The sequence below is a fragment of the Streptomyces sp. NPDC111516 genome, assembly GCF_055635345.1.
Window position 1 is genome coordinate 108690 of the sequence record NZ_JBVKBV010000009.1, and the last position, 21293, is coordinate 129982.

Annotated in this window: 17 protein-coding genes, 1 tRNA gene and 1 pseudogene; 16 read left to right on the forward strand and 3 right to left on the reverse strand. The window is 69.7% G+C overall.

The genetic code is table 11. From position 1 onward, the window contains the following. The first annotated feature begins 124 nt into the window (after positions 1-124). The 14 genes from ACZ7L9_RS19275 to ACZ7L9_RS19340 all read left to right on the forward strand — a co-directional run bounded on the left by ACZ7L9_RS19275 (position 125) and on the right by ACZ7L9_RS19340 (position 18722). Entirely contained in the window at positions 125-1651 is a 1527-nt protein-coding gene (locus ACZ7L9_RS19275; protein ID WP_471416343.1) for a sugar ABC transporter ATP-binding protein, read from the forward strand. Further along, positions 1648-2697: an ABC transporter permease gene (locus ACZ7L9_RS19280; RefSeq protein ID WP_471416344.1), complete on the forward strand. Its 1050-nt coding sequence runs from the start codon at positions 1648-1650 to the stop codon at positions 2695-2697. The genes ACZ7L9_RS19275 and ACZ7L9_RS19280 overlap by 4 nt, the downstream gene beginning before the upstream one ends. 105 nt (positions 2698-2802) lie before the next feature. Further along, complete coding sequence (locus tag ACZ7L9_RS19285; RefSeq protein WP_471416345.1) at positions 2803-3840, forward strand: substrate-binding domain-containing protein; 1038 nt, start codon at positions 2803-2805, stop codon at positions 3838-3840. Between the two features lie 68 nt (positions 3841-3908). Continuing rightward, positions 3909-5147, forward strand: a complete 1239-nt coding sequence (locus ACZ7L9_RS19290) for a Gfo/Idh/MocA family protein (protein WP_471416346.1) — start codon at positions 3909-3911, stop codon at positions 5145-5147. A 10-nt stretch (positions 5148-5157) separates the two neighbouring features. Next, positions 5158-6162 (forward strand): sugar phosphate isomerase/epimerase family protein, encoded by a 1005-nt coding sequence (locus ACZ7L9_RS19295; RefSeq protein ID WP_471416347.1) that lies wholly within the window; start codon positions 5158-5160, stop codon positions 6160-6162. 319 nt (positions 6163-6481) lie between these two features. Further along, positions 6482-10204 (forward strand): ThuA domain-containing protein, encoded by a 3723-nt coding sequence (locus ACZ7L9_RS19300; RefSeq protein ID WP_471416348.1) that lies wholly within the window; start codon positions 6482-6484, stop codon positions 10202-10204. A 183-nt stretch (positions 10205-10387) separates the two neighbouring features. After that, positions 10388-11506 carry an inositol-3-phosphate synthase gene (locus tag ACZ7L9_RS19305; protein ID WP_471416349.1) on the forward strand — a complete coding sequence of 373 codons (1119 nt, stop codon included), beginning with the start codon at positions 10388-10390 and terminating at the stop codon, positions 11504-11506. Beyond that, positions 11503-12531 carry an SCO3242 family prenyltransferase gene (locus ACZ7L9_RS19310; protein WP_471416350.1) on the forward strand — a complete coding sequence of 343 codons (1029 nt, stop codon included), beginning with the start codon at positions 11503-11505 and terminating at the stop codon, positions 12529-12531. Before ACZ7L9_RS19305 ends, ACZ7L9_RS19310 begins: the two co-directional genes overlap by 4 nt. Further along, positions 12528-13385, forward strand: coding sequence for a sugar phosphate isomerase/epimerase family protein (locus ACZ7L9_RS19315; protein WP_471416351.1), 858 nt, complete (start codon positions 12528-12530; stop codon positions 13383-13385). The genes ACZ7L9_RS19310 and ACZ7L9_RS19315 overlap by 4 nt, the downstream gene beginning before the upstream one ends. Before the next feature lie 24 nt (positions 13386-13409). After that, positions 13410-14078: an EboA domain-containing protein gene (locus ACZ7L9_RS19320; protein WP_471416352.1), complete on the forward strand. Its 669-nt coding sequence runs from the start codon at positions 13410-13412 to the stop codon at positions 14076-14078. Beyond that, positions 14078-14926: a TatD family hydrolase gene (locus tag ACZ7L9_RS19325; RefSeq protein WP_471416353.1), complete on the forward strand. Its 849-nt coding sequence runs from the start codon at positions 14078-14080 to the stop codon at positions 14924-14926. Before ACZ7L9_RS19320 ends, ACZ7L9_RS19325 begins: the two co-directional genes overlap by 1 nt. Before the next feature lie 4 nt (positions 14927-14930). After that, positions 14931-16106, forward strand: a complete 1176-nt coding sequence (gene eboE / locus ACZ7L9_RS19330; protein ID WP_471416354.1) for a metabolite traffic protein EboE — start codon at positions 14931-14933, stop codon at positions 16104-16106. Next, a complete protein-coding gene (locus ACZ7L9_RS19335) occupies positions 16103-17521 on the forward strand; it encodes a nucleotide pyrophosphatase/phosphodiesterase family protein (RefSeq protein ID WP_471416355.1) in 1419 nt (472 codons plus the stop codon). The genes eboE and ACZ7L9_RS19335 overlap by 4 nt, the downstream gene beginning before the upstream one ends. Before the next feature lie 49 nt (positions 17522-17570). Then, the gene (locus tag ACZ7L9_RS19340; RefSeq protein ID WP_471416356.1) at positions 17571-18722 is read left to right on the forward strand and encodes a sugar phosphate isomerase/epimerase family protein; all 1152 of its coding nucleotides are present in this window, start codon (positions 17571-17573) and stop codon (positions 18720-18722) included. A gap of 171 nt (positions 18723-18893) precedes the next feature. Here the strand turns inward: ACZ7L9_RS19340 and ACZ7L9_RS19345 are convergent. From ACZ7L9_RS19345 to ACZ7L9_RS19355, 3 genes and pseudogenes are all read right to left on the reverse strand, one after another. Then, a pseudogene (locus tag ACZ7L9_RS19345) lies at positions 18894-19526 on the reverse strand (MFS transporter); the annotation flags it as partial. A gap of 17 nt (positions 19527-19543) precedes the next feature. Beyond that, entirely contained in the window at positions 19544-19816 is a 273-nt protein-coding gene (locus ACZ7L9_RS19350; RefSeq protein ID WP_471416357.1) for a hypothetical protein, read from the reverse strand. Then, positions 19809-20174, reverse strand: a complete 366-nt coding sequence (locus ACZ7L9_RS19355) for a hypothetical protein (protein ID WP_471416358.1) — start codon at positions 20172-20174, stop codon at positions 19809-19811. Before ACZ7L9_RS19355 ends, ACZ7L9_RS19350 begins: the two co-directional genes overlap by 8 nt. 165 nt (positions 20175-20339) lie before the next feature. Between ACZ7L9_RS19355 and ACZ7L9_RS19360 the strand changes: the two genes are divergently transcribed. Together ACZ7L9_RS19360 and ACZ7L9_RS19365 are read left to right on the forward strand one after the other, a co-directional pair. Further along, positions 20340-20954 carry an ArsR/SmtB family transcription factor gene (locus ACZ7L9_RS19360; protein WP_471416359.1) on the forward strand — a complete coding sequence of 205 codons (615 nt, stop codon included), beginning with the start codon at positions 20340-20342 and terminating at the stop codon, positions 20952-20954. Between the two features lie 209 nt (positions 20955-21163). Beyond that, positions 21164-21251, forward strand: a tRNA-Leu gene (locus ACZ7L9_RS19365). Positions 21252-21293 lie beyond the last annotated feature (42 nt).

Below are 21293 nucleotides of genomic sequence, written 5' to 3' on the forward strand. Positions count from 1 at the left end.
ATACCGGAACACCGGAATCACCTCGCACCACCGCACCTGGTACCGCCCTGTCCACTCACCGGCCTTCCCCAAGCTCTCGGCTGCGCTCGAGCAGGGGATACCCCATTCGCCGAGGGGATTTGTCATGGCACCAGAACCACCCCTGCTCACCATGTCCGGCATCACCAAGTCGTTCCCCGGAGTACGCGCCCTCGACGGCGTGGACCTGGAGGTACAGGCCGGCGAAGTCCACTGTCTCCTCGGGCAGAACGGCGCCGGCAAGTCCACTCTCATCAAGGTGCTCGCCGGGGCCCACCAGCCCGACGGTGGCGAGATCACCTGGCGCGGCGAACCGGTCACGCTCAAGTCGCCCATCGCCGCGATGCGGCTCGGCATCGCCACCATCTACCAGGAACTCGACCTGGTCGAGGGCCTGTCGGTCGCCGAGAACGTCTTCCTCGGCCATGAACCCACCACCGCCCGCTTCATCGTCCGCACCCGCGAGGGCCGTACGGCGGCCGCCGCGCTGCTGAAGCGTCTCGGCCACCCGGAGATCGACCCGGCCCGGGCGGTCGGTGAACTGTCCGCCGCACAGCAGCAGATCGTCTCCATGGCGCGGGCACTCTCCCACGACGTACGGCTCATCGTGATGGACGAGCCCTCCGCCGCGCTTGACCCCGACGAGGTCGACAACCTCTTCCGTATCGTCGCCGCGCTCACCGCCGACGGGGTCGCCGTCGTCTACATCTCGCACCGCCTGGAGGAGATCCGCCGCATCGGCGACCGGGTGACCGTACTCAAGGACGGCCGCGCCGTCGCCGTGGGGCTGCCCGCCAAGTCCACGCCGACGCGCGACATCGTGGCCATGATGACCGGCCGCAACGTCGAACACGTCTTCCCGCCGCGCACCACGGACAGTGCGGGAGCGGCCGTCGCGGAACCGGTACTGAAGGTCGAAGGGCTGACCAGGAGGGGCGAATTCGCCCCGGTGGACCTGGAGCTCCGGCCCGGCGAGATCGTCGGCCTGGCCGGACTCGTCGGGTCGGGGCGCTCCGAGATCCTGGAGACCGTCTACGGCGCCCGCAGGCCGAGCGCCGGACGCGTCACCGTGGCAGGGAAGCAGCTCCGGCCCGGCAGCGTCCGCGCGGCCGTCGCCGCCGGGATCGGGCTCGCCCCCGAGGAACGCAAGGCGCAGGCCCTGCTGATGCTCGAAACCGTCACCCGTAACGTCTCCGTCTCCTCGATGTCCCGCTTCTCCCGGGCCGGCTGGCTCGACCGCGGGGCCGAACGCCGGGCCGCCCGCACCGCCACCCGTGAGCTCTCCCTGCGCCCCGACAACCCGGACACCCCCGTCCGCACACTGTCCGGCGGCAATCAGCAGAAGGCCGTCCTGGCCCGCTGGCTGCTGCGCGGCTGCCGGGTGCTGCTGCTCGACGAACCGACCCGCGGTGTCGACGTCGGCGCCCGCGCCGAGCTCTACACCGTGATCCGCCGGCTGGCCGACGAAGGCCTCGCCGTCCTGCTCGTCTCCAGCGAGGTGCCCGAAGTGCTGGGCCTCGCCGACCGGGTTCTGGTGCTCCGCGAGGGCCGCGTCGTGCACGCGGCGGACGCCCGGGAGCTGGACGAGCACCGCGTACTCGACCTAGTGATGGAAGGGAGCCCGACGTCATGACGCAGCCTGTCTCTTCGGCGCAGCAGGGCGGGCCGGACAAGAGGGCCGTCCCCGCCCCGGCCGCCGGACCCAGGGAGCAGGACGGACCTTCGCGCGCCTTCGGCCTGCGCCTGGACGTGCGTAACCTCTCGCTCCTCGGCGTTCTCGCCGTACTTGTCGCCGTCGGCGGATTCACCGAGCCCGACGCCTTTCTGGACACCGGGAACCTTCAGCTGATCCTGACCCAGTCGTCCGTCATCGGAGTCGTCACCGTCGGGATGACCTTCGTCATCACCAGCGGAGGGATCGATCTGTCGGTCGGCGCGATGGTCGCGCTGGCCTCCGTATGGGCGACCACCCTCGCCACCCAGGAGTACGGCTTCGCAGGGATTCTGTTCACCGCCGTGATCGTCGGACTCGGTGCCGGGCTGGTGAACGGGGTGCTCATCGCGTACGGCCGGATGGTGCCGTTCATCGCGACGCTGGCCATGCTCGCCTCCGCCCGCGGGCTCGCCCTCCAGATCACCGACGGCAAGACCCAGATCGTCACCGTCAAGTCGGTTCTCGACCTGGGCCTGCCCGACTCGTACGTCCTCGGCATCCCGCCCCTGGTCATGATGTTCGCCGCGGTGACCGTCATCGGCTGGCTGGTGCTGAACCGCACGACCTTCGGGCGGCGTACGGTCGCGGTCGGCGGCAACGCGGAAGCGGCCAGGCTGGCCGGCATCGACGTGCGACGGCAACGGCTCTACCTCTATCTGCTCTCCGGGCTGTGCTGCGGCATCGCGGCCTTCATGCTGATCGTCCTGGCCGGTTCGGGACAGAACACCAACGGCAATCTGTACGAGCTCGACGCCATCGCCGCCGCGATCATCGGCGGCACCCTGCTCAGCGGCGGACGCGGCACGATCGTCGGCTCCGTCCTCGGTGTCCTCGTCTTCACCACCATCCAGAATATCTTCGCGCTCAACAATCTGCAGAGCGATGTCCAGCAGATCGCCAAGGGCGCGATCATCGTCGCTGCCGTCCTGGTCCAGCGCCGCACATCGGCGCACGGGGAGACTTGAGCCCACCGCCCTGCTTCTCCGCACCGCCCACCGCTCCGTTCACCACATGTGACATGTCACGCACCGGTGTGACGTGACACGCACCGGATGAAGGGTTTGACAGCCATGCCAGAAACCAGCCGCAGACGACTGCTCTTCGGCACCGCAGCCGTCTCCGCAGGCGCGGTCCTCACCGCCTGTACCAGCAATGAGCCCAAGAAGTCGGAGACCGCGCAGAACAATCAGCCCGCCGCCGACGACAAGCCCGGCAAGCCCGTCACCATCGGCTTCGCGGGTCCGCAGGCCGACCACGGCTGGCTCAACGCCATCAACGAGAACGCCAAGTCGCGGGCGGCGAAGTACTCCGAGGTGACGCTGGAGAGCACCGAGGGCTCCAATGACACCGCCGCCCAGATCGGTCAGGTCAAGACCCTCATCAACAAGAAGGTCGACGTCCTCGTCATCCTCCCCGCCGACGGCAAGGCGCTCACCCAGGTCGGCCTGGAGGCCATGCGGGCGGGCATCCCCGTCATCAACCTGGACCGGATCTTCGCCTCTCCGCAGGCCTACCGCTGCTGGGTCGGCGGCGACAACTACGGCATGGGTCTCAACGCCGGTACGTACATCGGTGAGCAGCTCAAGGACAAGGCGGGAGCCAAGGTCGTCGAGCTGGCCGGCATCGACAATCTGGAGCTCACCAAGCAGCGCAGTCAGGGCTTCGCGGACGCGTTGAAGAACTACCCCAACATCAAACTGGTGGCCCGTCAGGCCGCCGACTTCACTGTCGAGTCGGGTCAGGCGAAGATGGCCCAACTCCTCCAGGCGCAGAAGAAGTTCGACGCTCTGTGGAATCACGACGACGACCAGGGTGTGGGAGCGCTTCGCGCCATCCAGCAGGCGGGCCGCGACGAGTTCCTGATGGTCGGCGGTGCCGGGGCCAAGTCCGCGATGGACGCCATCAAGGCCGACGACAGCGTGCTGAAGGCCACCGTTCTCTACCCGCCGACGATGGCCGCGTCCGCCATCGACCTGGCGCGCGCCCTGGCCCAGGGCAAGGGTGTCGGCGGCCTGGCCGAAATGGAGATCCCGACCAATCTCACTCTCTACTCGGCCGTGGTCACCAAGGAGAACATCGACCAGTACCTGCCGACGGGCTTCAGCTGATCCGCCCCGCGGGAGGGTGCTGACCCTCCTGCCGCAACCATCGAATGACCGACGAGGAGGAAGCCCGGATGGCCCGTAGGGAAGAGACGGATCAGGAGGCCGCAGGTCCGCCGACGCATCGGCCGGTGACGAGCGCGCCGACGCTAGGAGTCGGCATGGTCGGATACGCGTTCATGGGCGCCGCCCACTCGCAGGGGTGGCGCACCGCGGGACACGTCTTCGAGCTGCCGCTGCGACCGGCTCTCGCCGCGATCTGCGGACGTGACCGCGCGGCTGTCGACGCGGCGGCGGCCCGCCACGGCTGGGCAGCGGCGGAGACCGACTGGCGGGCCCTCATCGCCCGGGACGACGTGCAGCTCGTCGACATCTGCACCCCAGGCGACAGCCACGCCGAGATCGCCATCGCCGCCCTGGAGGCGGGCAAGCACGTGCTGTGCGAGAAGCCGCTCGCCAACACGGTCGCGGAGGCCGAGGCGATGGTCGAGGCCGCGGAGCGCGCGGCGGTCCGCGGCCAGGTCGCGATGGTGGGGTTCAACTACCGCAGGGTGCCCGCGATCACCTATGCCAGGCAGCTGATCGCCGACGGCCGGATCGGCACCCTGCGACATGTCCGCGCCACCTATCTCCAGGACTGGCTCGTCGATCCCGAATCACCGCTCACCTGGCGGCTGAAGCGGGAACACGCGGGCTCGGGAGCGCTCGGCGACCTGGGGGCGCACATCGTGGACCTGGCGCAGTTCCTGGCGGGGGAGCCGCTGGTCGGGGTGTCCGCGGTCAGCGAGACGTTCGTGCGCGAACGGCCGGTGCTCGCCGGGCCTTCGGCCGGGCTCTCCGGCGCACCGGACCCGGGCGCGCGGGGCGCGGTGACCGTCGACGACGCGGCCCTGTTCACCGGCCGGCTCGCCTCCGGGGCGCTGGCCTCGTTCGAGGCGACCCGGATGGCGGCCGGACGGAAGAACGCGCTGCGGCTGGAGATCAATGGGGAGCGCGGCTCGCTCGCCTTCGATCTGGAACGGCTCAACGAGCTGTCCTTCCATGACCACACCGAACCCGCCACCAGGGCAGGGTTCCGGCGCATCCTCGTCACCGAGCCCGAGCATCCCTACCTGGAGGCGTGGTGGCCACCGGGCCATGCCCTCGGCTACGAGCACACCTTCACCCATCAGGCCCGTGACGTGGTGCGGACGATCGCCGAAGGTACCGCCCCCGCACCGTCGTTCGCCGACGGGCTGCAGGTGCAGCGGGTGCTCGCGGCGGTGGAGGAGAGCGCCGAGAAGAACTCCGTACACACTCCCGTGGCTCTCTAGGAGGTCCTTCATGCCCCGTCCCTTCACACTCTTCACCGGTCAGTGGGCCGACCTGCCCTTGGAGGAGGTCTGCAGACATGCCCGGGACTTCGGCTACGACGGGCTCGAACTCGCCTGCTGGGGCGACCACTTCGAGGTCGACAAGGCCCTGACGGACCCCGGCTACCTGGACGGCCGACGGCAACTGCTCGACAAGTACGGGCTGAAGTGCTGGGCGATCTCCAACCACCTCGTCGGCCAGGCCGTCTGCGACAGCCCGATCGATGAACGGCACCAGGGAATTCTCCCGGCGCGGATCTGGGGCGACGGTGAACCCGAAGGGGTACGCCGCCGTGCCGCCGAGGAGATCAAGAACACCGCCCGCGCGGCCGCCGCCTTCGGAGTGCGTACGGTCATCGGCTTCACCGGCTCCTCCATCTGGCACCTCGTCGCGATGTTCCCGCCGGTCCCGCCGCACATGATCGAGCGTGGGTACGAGGACTTCGCCGAGCGCTGGAACCCGATCCTGGACGTCTTCGACGCGGAGGGCGTGCGATTCGCCCATGAGGTGCACCCCAGCGAGATCGCGTACGACTACTGGACCACACACCGTGCACTGGAGGCCGTCGGCCACCGGGCCGCGTTCGGGCTGAACTTCGACCCCAGCCACTTCGTCTGGCAGGACCTCGACCCGGTCAACTTCCTGTACGACTTCCGGGACCGCATCTACCACGTGGACTGCAAGGAGGCGCGCAAGCGGCTGGACGGCCGCAACGGCCGCCTCGGCTCACATCTGCCGTGGGGCGACCCGCGGCGCGGCTGGGACTTCGTCTCCGCCGGGCACGGTGACGTGCCGTGGGAGGACGTCTTCCGGATGCTCCGGTCCATCGGGTACGAGGGGCCGGTCTCCGTCGAGTGGGAGGACGCGGGGATGGACCGGCTGGCAGGTGCGCCGGAAGCGCTTGCCACGCTGAAGCGGTACGACTTCGAACCGCCGTCGGCATCGTTCGATGCGGCGTTCGGGGGTGGCGACTGACGGGTTCTTCCCGGGGGCGTTGCCCCCGGGTCCCGGTCCGGGAAGGGGCGGGCCGAGCGGGGTGGGGGCCGGAGCCCGCCGCCATCCCGTGCTCGCCCCTGCCCTCGCCCCGCTTTGTCCTGACCCGGGAAGAAGTTCAACAAGACGGCTGCGTAAGGGCTTTCCGTCCAGGACGAACAGGTCTACCGTCCACAACGTGTACATGGCATAACTCGGGTCGCGGGCGCCCCACAGGCCCCGTACGACCTGCGCGGCAGTCCCCGCGCAGCACGGCACGGCAGCACCCGCCCGTACAACCGGCACTCTCCGGAGGACACTCGTGCACATAACCAGATACAGGAGCAGAACCCGGCTCCGCGTCCGTACATCCCTCGCACTGCTCACCGGCGGCCTGCTCACCGCGGCCACCCTCACCCTCGGCGCCTCGCCCGGAGCGGCCGTGGAAGGACCGTCGTCGCCGGCCGCCTCCGACGCCGCGGCCGAGGAATTCCAGCAGGTCACCCTCGCCAAGGGTGCGGCCGAGACCGGCGAGCCCATGACCCTCGCCGTCCTCCCCGACCGCAGCGTGCTGCACACCTCGCGCACCGGCGAGCTGCGCCTCACCGACAGCGGCGGAAACACCCGGGTCGTGGGGGCTCTCCCTGTGTACTCGCACGACGAAGAGGGACTCCAGGGCGTCGCCATCGACCCCGACTTCAGCAAGAACCGGGCCATCTACCTCTATTACGCGCCCCCGTTGGACACCCCCTCCGGAGACGCCCCCGAGAACGGCACGGCCGCCGACTTCGCCAAGTTCGACGGGGTGAACCGCCTCTCGCGCTTCGTCCTGAAGGCCGACGGCACTCTCGACAACGCCAGCGAGAAGAAGATCCTCGACATCCCGACCTCGCGCGGCATCTGCTGCCACGTCGGTGGCGACATCGACTTCGACGCCCAGGGCAACCTGTATCTGTCGACCGGCGACGACTCCAACCCGTTCGCCTCCGACGGTTACACACCGATCGACCAGCGCCCCGACCGCAACCCGGCGTTCGACGCCAGGCGCAGCGCCGGCAACACCAACGACCTGCGCGGCAAGATTCTCCGGATCAAGGTCGCTGAGGACGGCTCGTACACGATCCCCGACGGGAACCTCTTCGCACCGGGTACGGACAAGACCCGCCCCGAGATCTACGCGATGGGCCTCCGCAACCCGTTCCGCTTCTCCGTCGACAAGGCGACGGGCATCCTCTATGTCGGCGACTACGGGCCCGATGCGGGTGCGGCCGACCCCAAGCGTGGACCGGGCGGGCAGGTCGAGTTCGACCGGGTGACCAAGCCGGGCAACTACGGCTGGCCGTTCTGCACCGGTAAGAACGACGCGTACGTCGACTACGACTTCGCGACGAAGACGTCCGGCGCGTCCTTCGACTGCGACGCCCCGAAGAACACCTCGCCGCACAACACCGGTCTCGTGGACCTGCCGCCCGCCCAGCCCGCCTGGATTCCCTACGACGGCGGATCGGTGCCCGAGTTCGGCACCGGCTCCGAGTCGCCGATGGGCGGCCCCGTCTACCACTACGACGCCAACCTCGACTCGCCCGTGAAGTTCCCCGAGGCCTACGACGGGCAGTTCTTCGCCGGAGAGTTCGGCCGGCGCTGGATCAAGGCCATCAAGCACGACGCCGACGGCACCGTCCAGTCCATCAACCCGGTTCCGTGGACCGGGACCCAGGTGATGGACATGGCCTTCGGACCCGACGGGGCGCTGTACGTCCTCGACTACGGCACCAGCTGGTTCGGCGGCGACGCGAACTCCGCCCTCTACCGCATCGAGAACGCCACCGGCGGCCGCTCACCCAACGCCGTCGCGTCGTCCGACAAGACCTCGGGCACGACGCCGCTCAAGGTGAGCTTCTCCTCGGAGGGCACCGTGGACCCGGACGGCGACCCGCTGACGTACGCCTGGGACTTCGGGGACGGCGGCACCTCGACGGCGGCCAACCCCACGTACACGTACAAGAAGAACGGCACCTACACGGCGACCGTCACCGCCAAGGACCCGACCGGCCGAAGCGCGTCCGCGAGCGTCCATGTCACGGTCGGCAACACGGCACCGAAGGTGGAACTGAAACTCCCCGGTGACGGACAGCTGTTCAGCTTCGGTGACGAGGTTCCCTTCAAGGTGACCGTCACCGATCCCGAGGACGGCACGATCGACTGCTCCAAGGTCGAGGTCCGCTTCGTCCTCGGCCACGACAGCCACGGTCACCCCATCACCACCGTCAACGGGTGCTCCGGCACGATCAAGACCGCCGTCGACGGCGGACACGACCCGAACGCCAACATCTTCGGGGTCATCGACGCCTCCTACACGGACGGCGGAGGCGGCGGCCAGGCATCCCTGTCCGGTCACGACCAGGCGCAGCTCCAGCCGAGGCACCGCCAGGCCGAGCACTTCAGCGCCTCGTCCGGGATCAAGGTCTACGACAAGGCGACCGCCAACGGAGGCAAGACCGTCGGCGACATCCACAACGGCGACTGGATCTCCTTCAAGCCGTACATCCTCGGCGACTCCAACAAGCTCACCGCCCGCATCTCGTCCGGTGGCAGCGGAGGAATCCTGGAGGTACGGGCAGGCTCGGCGACCGGTACGCTCCTGGGCTCGACCCCGGTACCGGTGACCGGCGGCTGGGAGACCTTCCAGGACGTCGACGTAACCTTGCGCGACGTCCCCAAGAAGGCCACCGAGCTCTTCCTCGTCTTCAAGGGAGGCGACGGAGCGCTGTACGACGTCGACGACTTCGAGCTCACCCACGGCACCGCGGTCAAGACGGCCAAGCGGGTCCTGGTCTTCTCGAAGACGGCCGGCTTCCGCCACGACGCGATTCCCGACGGCATCGCCGCGCTGAAGGAGCTCGGCAAGGGCAGCGACATCACCGTCGACGCGACGGAGGAGGCCCGCCAGTTCACCACGGGCAACCTGGCGCGGTACGACGCCGTCGTCTTCCTGTCGACGACCGGTGATGTGCTCGATGCCGACCAGCAGAAGGCATTCGAGAACTACGTGGCCACCGGCGGCGGCTACATGGGCGTCCACGCGGCGGCGGACACGGAGTACGACTGGCCGTTCTACGGCGGACTCGTCGGGGCGTACTTCTCCTCGCACCCCGCCATCCAGCCCGCCACCGTCCGCGTCGAGGACCACAAACACCCGGCCACCGCCCACCTCGACGACGAGTGGAACCGCACCGACGAGTGGTACAACTACCGCACCAACCCGCGCGGTCAGGCCAAGGTCCTCGCCACACTCGACGAGACGACCTACACCGGCGGCACCATGAAGGGCGACCACCCGATCACCTGGTGCCAGGCCTACCAGGGCGGCCGCTCCTTCTACACCGGCCTCGGCCACACCAAGGAGTCGTACGCCGAACCGGCTTTCCGGGGGCTCCTCCTCGGCGGCATGCGGTACGCGGCCGGTCAGGTGAAGGCCGACTGCAAGCCCGACACCGGGTACCGGTCGATCTTCAACGGCAAGACCCTCGAAGGGTGGAAGCAGGCCGGCCCCGGAAAGTTCGACATCGTCGACGGCGAACTGCGCTCCGAGGGCGGCATGGGTCTGCTCACCTACCAGGCCAAGGAGCTCGGGTCGTACTCGCTCAAGCTCGACTGGAAGATGCAGGGCGACGACAACTCCGGCGTCTTCGTCGGCTTCCCGGAGTCCGACGACCCCTGGTCCGCGGTGAACAACGGCTACGAGGTGCAGATCGACGCCACCGACGCGCCCGACCGCACCACGGGCTCGATCTACACCTTCAAGGCACCGGACATCAAGGCCCGCGATCAGGCCCTGCTGCCGCCCGGCCAGTGGAACAGTTACGAGATCAAGGTCCAGGGCGAACGTCTCCAGGTCTTCCTCAACGGAGTGAAGATCAACGATTTCACCAACACCGATCCGGTACGGAGCCTGAAGGACGGCTACATCGGCATCCAGAACCACGGTCCCGATGACCACGTGTCCTTCCGCAACATCCAGCTGAAGGAACTGCCCTCGGCGTAGGGCGGTCACCCCGGCCGACGGCGGGCGGGGAGGGAAAGCCTCCCCGCCCGCCGTCACCACCCGGCCGTCTCACCTCGTCGTTCCTTCTCCGCCTTCGATCCGGATTCCCCCTCGATCCTGTTCCCCTGTCGCACAGCGCCACTTGCTCTGCCCAGCCAGCACCCCCAGCCAGGGAGGCAGCCCGTGTCAGCATCCGCCGTTCGTACCGGAGTCTGGTTCATCGGAGCACGCGGTTCCGTCGCCACCACCGCCACAGCGGGGTGCGCGGCGGTCGCGGCAGGGCTCCACCCGGCGGCCGGCATGGTCACCGAGACCACGCCGTTCGCCGACAGCGGGCTGCCCACCCTCACCTCGCTGGTCTTCGGCGGACACGACACCGTCGGCTGTCCCCTGCCCAAACGCGCCGAGGCCCTGGCCGCCGGGGGAGTGCTGCCGCACGGACTGCCCCGGGCCGTGCGCTCCGAACTCGCTGCCGCCGACGCGGAGATACGGCCCGGCGGGCCACTGCCCGGCGACACCCGCAGCGACGAGGAACTCATCACCGCCTTCGCCGCCGACCTCGTCGACTTCGGGCACCGCAACGGCCTGACCAGGACGGTCGTGGTCAACGTCGCCTCCACGGAACCGGTCCCGGCCCCCGGCGAGCGGCGGCTGCCCACCAGCTCGCTCTATGCCGCGGCGGCGCTCCGGGCCGGCTGCCCGTACATCAACTTCACCCCCTCCACCGGGCTGCGCACCCCCGCGCTCCAGGACGCCGTCGCGGGCTGCGGACTTCCTCACGCGGGCCGCGACGGCAAGACCGGCCAGACGCTGCTCCGCTCCGTACTCGCCCCGATGTTCGTGCAACGCGCGCTGCCCGTACGGGCCTGGTCGGGCACCAACCTGCTGGGCGGCGGGGACGGAGCGGCGCTGGCCGACCCGGGCGCGGCCGCGGCCAAGAACGCGGGCAAGGAACGCGTCCTCGCCGACACGCTGGGAACGGCGCCCGAGGGCGAGGTCCACATCGACGACGTACCGGCCCTCGGCGACTGGAAGACGGCGTGGGACCACATCGCGTTCGACGGATTCCTCGGGGCGCGCATGGTGCTCCAGACCACCTGGCAGGGGTGCGACTCCGCACTGGCCGCACCCCTGGTCCTGGACCTGGCGAGACTGGTCGCCCGCGCCCACGAGAAGGGGCTGACCGGCCCCTTGCCCCAGCTCGGCTTCTACTTCAAGGACCCGGACGGCGGCCCGGCCGCACTCTTCGAGCAGTACGGGGAGCTGCTGGCCTTCGCCGACACGCTGCGGGGGGAGAAGTGACGGTACGGGCCTGGGCGGAACTGCTGCGGGTGTCGGCGCTGTTCACCGTCCCCGGCGACGCACTCGCCGGAGCGGCGGCGAGGGGCCGGCGCCCCGACCGGGGCACCGCGCTCGCCGTCGGCGCCTCGCTCTGTCTGTACGAGGCGGGGATGGCACTCAACGACTGGGCCGACCGCGGCGAGGACGCCATCGACCGCCCGCACCGGCCGATCCCCTCGGGCCGGATCGCTCCCGGCGCGGCCCTCGCGGCGGCCGGCGCGCTGACGGCCGCGGGCCTGGGCCTGGCCGCCCGGGCCGGCCGCCCGGCCCTCGCGGTCGCCACGGGGCTGGCGGCGACGGTCTGGGCGTACGACCTCCGTCTCAAACACACCCCGGCGGGACCGGCGGCGATGGCGGCGGCGCGAGGACTGGATCTACTGCTCGGGGCCACAGCCACGGGGGCCGCGAAGAGACCGACGCGTTGGGGTTCGGGTTCGGGTCCGGCTCCTGGCGCGGCTGCGCGCGGCGGCATGCGCAGCGCCCTTCCGGCCGCAGGACTGCTCGGCGCGCACACCTACGCCGTCACCGCCGTCTCCCGGCGCGAGGCGCAGGGCGGATCCACCACCGCCCCCCTCGCCGCGCTCGCCGCCATCACCGCACTGGGCGCCGCGGCCCTGCGCAAGCCCGGCGGCGCGCTCCCGGAACCGGGAAAGCCCGAGGACACGCCCCCGCACGCGGGTCACGGCCGGACGCGGGAAGCGCACCTCTCGCAGCGGCCCCGGGCCACCCCGGCCTCCACCACCCCCCGCCTCCTCCTGACCGCGCTCACCGGCAGCTACTTCCGTACCGCCGCCGGGCCCCTCCTGCACGCCGCCCTCAACCCGTCCCCGCCGCTCACCCAGCGCGCCGTCGGCGGCGGCATCCGGGCGATGATCCCGCTCCAGGCCGCCCTGGCCACCCGCGCCGGAGCAGCCGGAACCGGGCTTGCCGTCATGGGGCTCGTCCCGCTCGCCCGCACCCTCGCCCGGAAGGTGAGCCTCACATGACGATCCGCCTCGGCTACGGCACCAACGGACTCACCGACCTCCGCCTGGACGACGCCCTCGGCCTCCTCGCGGACCTCGGCTACGACGGGGTCGGCCTGACTCTCGACCACATGCATCTCGACCCTCTCGCCCCGGACCTCCACGCCCGCACCCGCCGGGTGGCGTCCAGGCTCCAGGAGCTGGGCCTCGGCGTCACCGTCGAGACCGGGGCCCGGTACATCCTCGACCCCCGCCGCAAGCACGGCCCGTCCCTCCTCGACCCGGATCCCGAGGCCCGCGCCGCCCGCACCCGGCTGCTCGTCCGGGCCGTCGGCATCGCCGCCGACCTCGGTGCCCACGCCGTGCACTGCTTCAGCGGCATCACCCCACCGGACATCGCCCCCGACACCGCCTGGCAGCGGCTCACCGACTCACTCGCCCCCGTCCTGGACGCCGCCGACCGCTCCGGCATCCCCCTGGCCATCGAACCCGAGCCCGGACACCTCCTCGCCGATCTCGCCGACTTCCACCGCCTGCGCGTCCTCAGCGGCGACCCACCACCGCTCGGACTCACCCTCGACATCGGCCACTGCCAATGCCTGGAGCCCGCCCCGCCCGCCGACTGCGTCCGCGACGCCGCCCCCTGGCTGCGGCACGTCCAGATCGAGGACATGCGCAGGGGCGTCCACGAACACCTCCCGTTCGGCGACGGCGAAATCGACTTCCCGCCCGTACTCGAAGCGCTCGACGCCCTCTCGGACACCGGCTACCGCGGTCTGACCGTCGTCGAGCTGCCCCGTCACTCCCATGCCGGACCCGAACTCGCCCGCACCTCGATCGAGTTCCTCCGCAAGCACGGACCGTCAGGACGCTGAAACCGCGAAGGGAGCAACGACGCCATGCCGATGAACCCGACGACGACACCGCTGCTGACCCGCAAGGAACTCGACGCCCGGCTCGGCGGAGCCGCGCGTGCCTGGCTCGACGAGGCCCTCGCCGAGGCCGAGCACGCCGCTTCCCACGGAGACACCGAACAGCGGCCCGGCAGCCCGTACGCCGTACCGTCGTGGGAGCTGCGGTACGCCGCCGCCGGCCGGCACTGCGGACTCGAACACGCCGACTCCGTACGCGCCCTGCTGCTCCTCGAGGCCCGCGCCGCACTGCCTGCCCTCACCAGGCTCTACGAGCAGGGCACCGCCGCCGAACGACGCGCCGTCATGCTCACTCTGCACCGGCTGGACCTCGGCCCCACCGCCCTTCCGCTCGTCAAGGACGCCCTGCGCACCAATGACACCCGGCTGGTCGCCGCGGCCGTCGGACCGTACGCGGCCGCCCACCTCGATGCGCACAACTGGCGCCACGCCATTCTCAAATGCCTCTTCACCGGTGTCCCCGTCGAGGCCGTCGACCAACTGGCACGGCGCTCGCGCGGCGACGCGGAACTCGCCCGTATGCTCGGCGACTTCGCGGCCGAACGTATCGCCGCGGGCCGCAGCGTCCCCGCCGATCTCACCCGCGTCCTCGACCTCACCACCCCCGGCCCCGCGGCCCCCACGGAGGAGTCCTGATGCGCATCTTCGACCCCCACATCCATATGACCTCCCGCACCACGGACGACTACCAGGCGATGTACGACGCGGGCGTCCGCGCCCTCGTGGAACCCTCCTTCTGGCTCGGCCAGCCCCGCACCTCGCCCGCCAGCTTCTTCGACTACTTCGACGCCCTGCTCGGCTGGGAACCCTTCCGTGCCGCCCAGTACGGCATTGCCCACCACTGCACGATCGCCCTCAACCCCAAAGAGGCGAACGACCCCCGCTGCACCCCCGTCCTGGACGCCCTGCCCCGCTATCTCGCCAAGGACTCCGTCGTCGCCGTGGGCGAGATCGGCTACGACTCCATGACCCCGGCCGAGGACACCGCCCTGGCCGCCCAGCTCCAGCTCGCCGCCGACCACGGCCTGCCCGCTCTCGTACACACCCCGCACCGCGACAAGCTCGCCGGACTGCACCGAACCCTCGACGTCATCCGCGAATCCCACCTCCCCCCGGAACGGGTCCTGCTCGATCACCTCAACGAGACGACCGTAAAGGATGCCACTGACAGCGGCTGCTGGGCCGGCTTCTCCGTCTACCCCGACACCAAGATGGACGAGGACCGTATGATCGCGATCCTCAAGAGCCACGGCACCGAGAAGGTCCTGGTCAACTCGGCCGCCGACTGGGGCAGGAGCGACCCGCTCAAGACCCGCAAGGTCGGCGACGCGATGCTCGCCGCCGGATTCGGCGAGGATGACGTCGACCAGGTGCTCTGGCGCAACCCCGTCGCCTTCTACGGCCAGAGCGGCCGCCTCCAGCTCGACATCGCCACGCCGCAACCACTCCACGAGGGCAACTCCGTCCTGCGCGGCGGGGAGTGAGGCGATGCGCTTCCGCCACCCCGACGGCTCCACCGTCCACCTCGCGTACTGCACCAACGTGCACCCCGCCGAGACGCTCGACGGGGTCCGAACCCAACTGCGCGACCACTGCGAACCGGTCCGCAAGCGCCTGGGCCGTGACCGGCTCGGCATCGGCCTCTGGCTCGCCAGGGACGCCGCCCGCAGCCTGATCAACGATCCTTCCCAACTGCGCTCCCTGCGCGCCGAACTGGACCGGCGCGGTCTGGAGGTCGTCACCCTCAACGGCTTCCCGTACGAGGGCTTCGGCGCCGACGAGGTCAAGTACCGGGTGTACAAACCGGACTGGACCGAGCCCGAACGGCTCGCCCACACCACCGACCTCGCCCGGCTCCTCGCCGGCCTGCTCCCCGACGACGTCACGGAAGGAACCATCTCCACCCTCCCCATAGCCTGGCGCACCCCCTTCGACACGGACGCCGAAGCCGCCGGTCTCGCACACACCGCGCTCACCACCCTCGCGGAACGCCTCGACGCGCTGGCCGAGCTCACCGGCAAGTCCATTCGCATCGGCCTCGAACCCGAGCCGGGCTGCACCGTCGAGACCACCGCCGACGCCATCGCGCCCCTCACCGCCGTCGGACACCCCCGCATCGGCATCTGTATCGACACCTGCCACCTGGCAACCTCCTTCGAGGACCCCGGCACCGCCGTCGACACGCTGCGCACAGCGGGCATCCCGGTCGCCAAGGCTCAGCTCTCCGCCGCACTGCACGCCGAACACCCCCACCTCCCCGAGGTACGCGCCGCCCTCGCCGCCTTCGCCGAGCCCCGCTTCCTCCACCAGACCCGCACCAGCACCGCCGCCGGGCTGCGCGGCACCGACGACCTCGCCGCGGCGCTCACCGGCCGGGTCCTGCCCGACGGCGCCCCGTGGCGCGCCCACTTCCACGTCCCTCTGCACGCACCCCCGGCACCACCGCTCACCTCCACTCTTCCCGTCCTGAGGTCCACGCTGACCCGGCTCGTCGGCGGCGCACGGCCCCTGACCCGGCACCTGGAGGTCGAGACGTACACCTGGCAGGCGTTACCGGCCGCACTGCGCCCGCGCACCCGCACCCAGCTCGCCGACGGCATCGCCGCCGAACTCACCCTCGCCCGCGACCTCCTGGTCGACCTCGGCCTCAAGGAGCTCCCATGACCACAGCCGAGCACCCGACCGAGCAGACCACCACGGCCACCGCGCCCACCCCCCTCCTCGTTCTCGACGTCGTCGGCCTCACCCCACAACTCCTCGACCACATGCCGCACCTCAAGGCCCTGGGGCAGTCCGGCACCCACGCCCCCCTCGGTACCGTCCTCCCTGCCGTCACCTGCGCCGCCCAGTCCACGTTCCTCACCGGTACCACCCCCGCCGAGCACGGCATCGTCGCCAACGGCTGGTACTTCCGCGAGCTCGGCGACGTCCTGCTCTGGCGCCAGCACAACGGTCTGGTCGCCGGGGACAAACTCTGGGACGCCGCCCGCCGCGCGCACCCCGGCTACACCGTCGCCAACATCTGCTGGTGGTACGCGATGGGCGCCGACACCGACATCACCGTCACCCCACGCCCCGTCTACTACGCCGACGGCCGCAAGGAGCCCGACTGCTACACCCGGCCGCCCGCGCTGCACGACGAACTCACCGGGAAGCTCGGCACCTTCCCCCTTTTCCACTTCTGGGGCCCCGGCGCCGACCTCGTCTCCTCCCAGTGGATCATCGACGCGACCCGGCACATCCTCGACACCCGCCACCCCGACCTGGCCCTGTGCTACCTCCCGCATCTCGACTACGACCTGCAGCGCTACGGCCCCGACGACCCGCGCTCCTACCGGGCCGCGGCCGATCTCGACCGGGCCGTGGCACCCCTCCTGGACGACGCCCGACGCGAGGGCCGCACCGTCGTCGCCCTCTCCGAGTACGGGATCACCCGCGTGGACCGGCCCGTCGACATCAACCGGGCGCTGCGCCGCGCGGGCCTCCTGGAGGTCCACACCCAGGACGGCATGGAGTACCTCGACCCGATGGCCTCCCGCGCCTTCGCCGTCGCCGACCACCAGCTCGCCCACGTCTACGTACGCCGCCCCGAGGACCTCGAAGCGACCCGCGAAGCCCTCCAGGACCTTCCGGGCATCGAGCAGCTCCTCGACGACGAGGGCAAGAAGGCCAACGGCCTGGACCACCCCCGCTCCGGCGAACTCGTCGCCGTCGCCGACCCCGATGCCTGGTTCACGTACTACTACTGGCTCGACGACGCCCACGCGCCCGACTTCGCACAGCTCGTCGAGATCCACCGCAAACCCGGCTACGACCCCGTCGAACTCTTCCTGGACCCCCAGGACCCTTACGTCCGCGTCAAGGCGGCCGCGGCGGTCGCCCGCAAGAAACTCGGCATGCGCTACCGCATGGCGGTCGTACCGCTGGACCCGTCACCCATTCGCGGCAGCCACGGCCGCCTCCCCATGAGCGACGAAGAAGGTCCGCTCATCCTGTGCTCCACCCCCCATGCGTTCACCGGCCCCGTCCGGGCCACCGAGGTGAAGTCCTTGCTCCTCACGCTTGCCGGCCTCGCATGAGATCGGTCCGCACACGGCGTTTCGAGCATCTTCCAGAAGGAGAGAGACCGTGACCGCGTACAACGACGAATCCGGAACGGACGGCGCGCTGCGCCGCAGCCTCGGCGTCAGCCGCCGCCGCTTCCTGAGCACCTGCACGGCCGCTGCGGCAGCGGCGATCGCCGCGCCCGCCTTCGGCGCTTCACCGGCCTTCGCCCAGACCGCCTCCACCAATGGACAGGGCGTCGGCCAGGCTCTGGTCCCGGCGGAGCGACGAGGAATCATCCTGTACACCGTGCGCGACGCCACGGGCCGGGATCCGCTCACTACCGACCTTCCCTCCGGCTTCCGTGAGGTCTTCAAGGAGCTGGCCCGCTACGGCTACCAGCAGGTCGAGTTCGCCGGGTACGGCCAGCACGCCAACGCACCCGGCGGAAGCAACCTCGAATCGGTGGAAGGCGCGAAGCTGCTGCGCTCGTGGCTGGACGACTACGGTCTGCGCGCCCAGGGCAACCACGGTTTCATCCCGTCGTCCTGGCCGCTGAACCAGAGCGACCTGGACCAGTTCAAGCGCCACCTCGAGATAGCGAACATCCTCGGCATGGAACACATGGGCACCGGTGGCGACCCCACCGGCAGCGCCTACCGTGCCGACTGGGACGTGGCCGCCGACAAGTGGAACACGCTGGGACGGATCGCGCAGGGTGCGGGTATCAAGCTGTACACCCACAACCACGACGCGGCCTACGGCTTCCTGCTCGACGGCGGTCCGCTGGACGCGCAGGGCCGCCCCACCCGCAGCTCCGGCATCCGCAAGCTCGAGTACTTCCTTCAGGTCACCGACCCGAAGTCCGTATGGCTGGAGATGGACATCTTCTGGGCACACGTCGCCCAGTACAAGTTCCACACCTACACCGCGCACGACGGATCGCAGCAGGAGAACATCTTCGACCCGGCGGCACTGGTCCGCTGCAACACCAAGCGCTACCCGCTGTTCCACGCCAAGGACGGCATCGTCAACACAACCAACGGCCAGGGCTACGACATGGTCCCCTTCGGTACCGGGGTCATCGACTACCGGACGTTCTTCCGACGCGTCGGGGCGAAGAACTACCACAACCCGATGGTCGAGCAGGACAACGCACCGAGCTCGACCGTCCCCGCGCAGTCCCTGAACCATGCGCGGACCGGTTACGACAACTTGGCGGCGCTGCGCAAGTAGGACCATCGGCGGCACCGGAGGGGCGGTGCGCGCCGCACCCCGAATTCTGACGACCGGTGAACAGCGCAGACGCCCGCCCGGTGACGTCAGGCACCGTACGCTCCACGGCAGTCACCAGGAGCGTACGGTGCCTGACCAGCACCCCGAACCGCGCGACCGACCCCGGTGTCGTCAGACGACCTCCCGGCTGACCGGCTGCGGATTCGGGGCGATGTCCCGCATCCGCGGCCGTCCCGGCTGCCTCAGCGTCAGGGCGATGCAGGCCGCCACCATGGAGATCCCGCCGGCGAGCGCGTACGCGCCGTTGTACCCCCAGGAGCCGACCACCATGGAACCGAGACCGCCGCCGAACAGGCCACTGATCAACTTTCCGCTGTACACGAGGCCGTAATTGGTCGCGTTGTAGTTCTCCCCGAAGTAGTCCGGAGTCAGCGCGGCGAACATCGGGTAGAAGGCGCCGCCGCCGAAGCCGGAAAGGAAGGCGAAGAACAGGAACAGCCATTCGTTGTGCATGTTGCCTGCCCAGATCACACCGAACTGGGCAAGGCCCAGCACGATGATGACGAAGACCAGGGTCTGCTTGCGGCCCCAGAGGTCCGACAGCCAGCCGACCACAGCCCGGCCCACACCGTTGATGACGGACATGACGCCCATGGAGGAGGCCGCGACCAGCGGGCCGAAACCGACGTCCTTGGCGAAGGCCACCTGGAACGAAATACCGAAGATGGATACGCCACCGGTCAGCACGATGGTGATCCACATCAGCGGGAGCATGCCCGTCCTGATGGCCTCCTTCGGTGTGTGGCCTGGTCCACGGACCGTCAACGGTAACGAGCAGTCAGCAACCACGCGAGATCGATCAACGCGATCGCACCCCAGATCCAGCAAACGACGGTGCCTCCGGTCGGCGCCAGCGCCGTGGCGAGGGCACCCAACCCGATCGTGGCCACCACAACCCCGGCACTGCGCCTCGACGTAAGTGATGTGCGCAGTGGCCCCGGTTCGGCCAGCCGGTCGGCCAGATAGGCATCGAATGCCTCCGCGACCTGGTCATCGATCTCGTCCTGCGTCCGGGCGTCCAACGAGTCAGACATGGACGGCCACCCGCTGTGCTGCGGCTGCCCGAGCGGAAGCCACCACCGGCGGTCGCAGCGCGACAACAGCGCACAGCGCCGCCAGTGGCAGCTCCAGCATGCAGGCCAGTACCAGCGAGAAGACCACGTCACGCCCCGCCGTCATGACGTCGAACCAGGCGTCGACCAGTAACAACACAGCCGTCGCGATCGACGCCAGCGGGGCCCGGTGGTCACTGCGCCGCACCAGTACCGCCGACGTCAGCAGACCGGCGATCTCCAGCATGTCGAACCCGACCCAGGCGACCCGCCAGTGTTGTGCCGGATAGGAGTCCGGCACTGTCATCCAGAGCATCGCGAGCCATGGCACCAGCGCCATCCCTGCGCCTAGCAACAGCCTCCCGGCCAGGTCTCTCCGCATCTCAACCCCCCGTGTGTCCCGGCACCCGCTGGCGCCGTCCCGAACCAAGGTAGTGATTGCAGAGATATTCTGCAAACACTCTCTGCGGTTACTGCAGAGAGTCTCTGCAGTACGCTGGTCGGCATGGTTGAGCGCCCCAAGACGAGAGTGCTCACCGGCCAGGACCTCAAAGCCTTCTACAAGGCACTGTCCAACCCGGTGCGCCGCGACATCCTGAGCTACCTCGGAGAGCACGGCGAAGCGAACTCCACCAGCGTCGCCAAAGCGCTCGGTGAGAGCACCGGCACCACCAGCTACCACTTGCGCAAGCTCGCCGACCTCAAGCTGATCGCCGAGATCGAGGAGCGGTCCACCGGCCGGGAACGCTGGTGGAGGTCGCTGATGACGGACATCTTCACGCCGCCGGGCCTGGAGATGACGGCAGACGAACGCGAGGCCGCGGTAAAGATCGGTGCGCTCAAGATGACCCATGACCTGAACCTGGTCGTGAGCGCATACGCCGGATACGACAACTCGGCAGGCTGGAATCAGATCTACCGCTCCGGTCTGCGGATGACGAAGGAACAGGTCGCCTCGTTCGTCGAGGAGTACGAGACGCTGCTGCGCAAATACGTGACCGAGCCCGGCGACCACCCACCCAACTCGCGGCAGATGGCAGTACGTCTGGTGGTGCTGCCCGACGAAGGCCCCCGGCCTACCCTGCCGACCGAACCGGGCGACGATCGGCGCCGCAGCTAGCCCGACGGTCTTCGCGGCAGCCGGATGATGCCGACGATCCGCCTGACGTACTGCACGTGCGCGAACGACGACAGAGCGTACGCGCGCCAGGTCAGTCGCTTCCGTATGCCCTCCACACCCCACTGACCACCGGATATGCAGGTGAATGGCACCCCAAACCCCTGGTATTGTTTTCTTTGTCGCCGCGGGAGACCGGGGGCGATCACCTAGTCCGGGTGGCGGAATGGCAGACGCGCTAGCTTGAGGTGCTAGTGCCCTTTATCGGGCGTGGGGGTTCAAGTCCCCCCTCGGACACCAGCTGAGACCCCTGTTGATCAGGGGTTTTCTGCATTTCTGGGC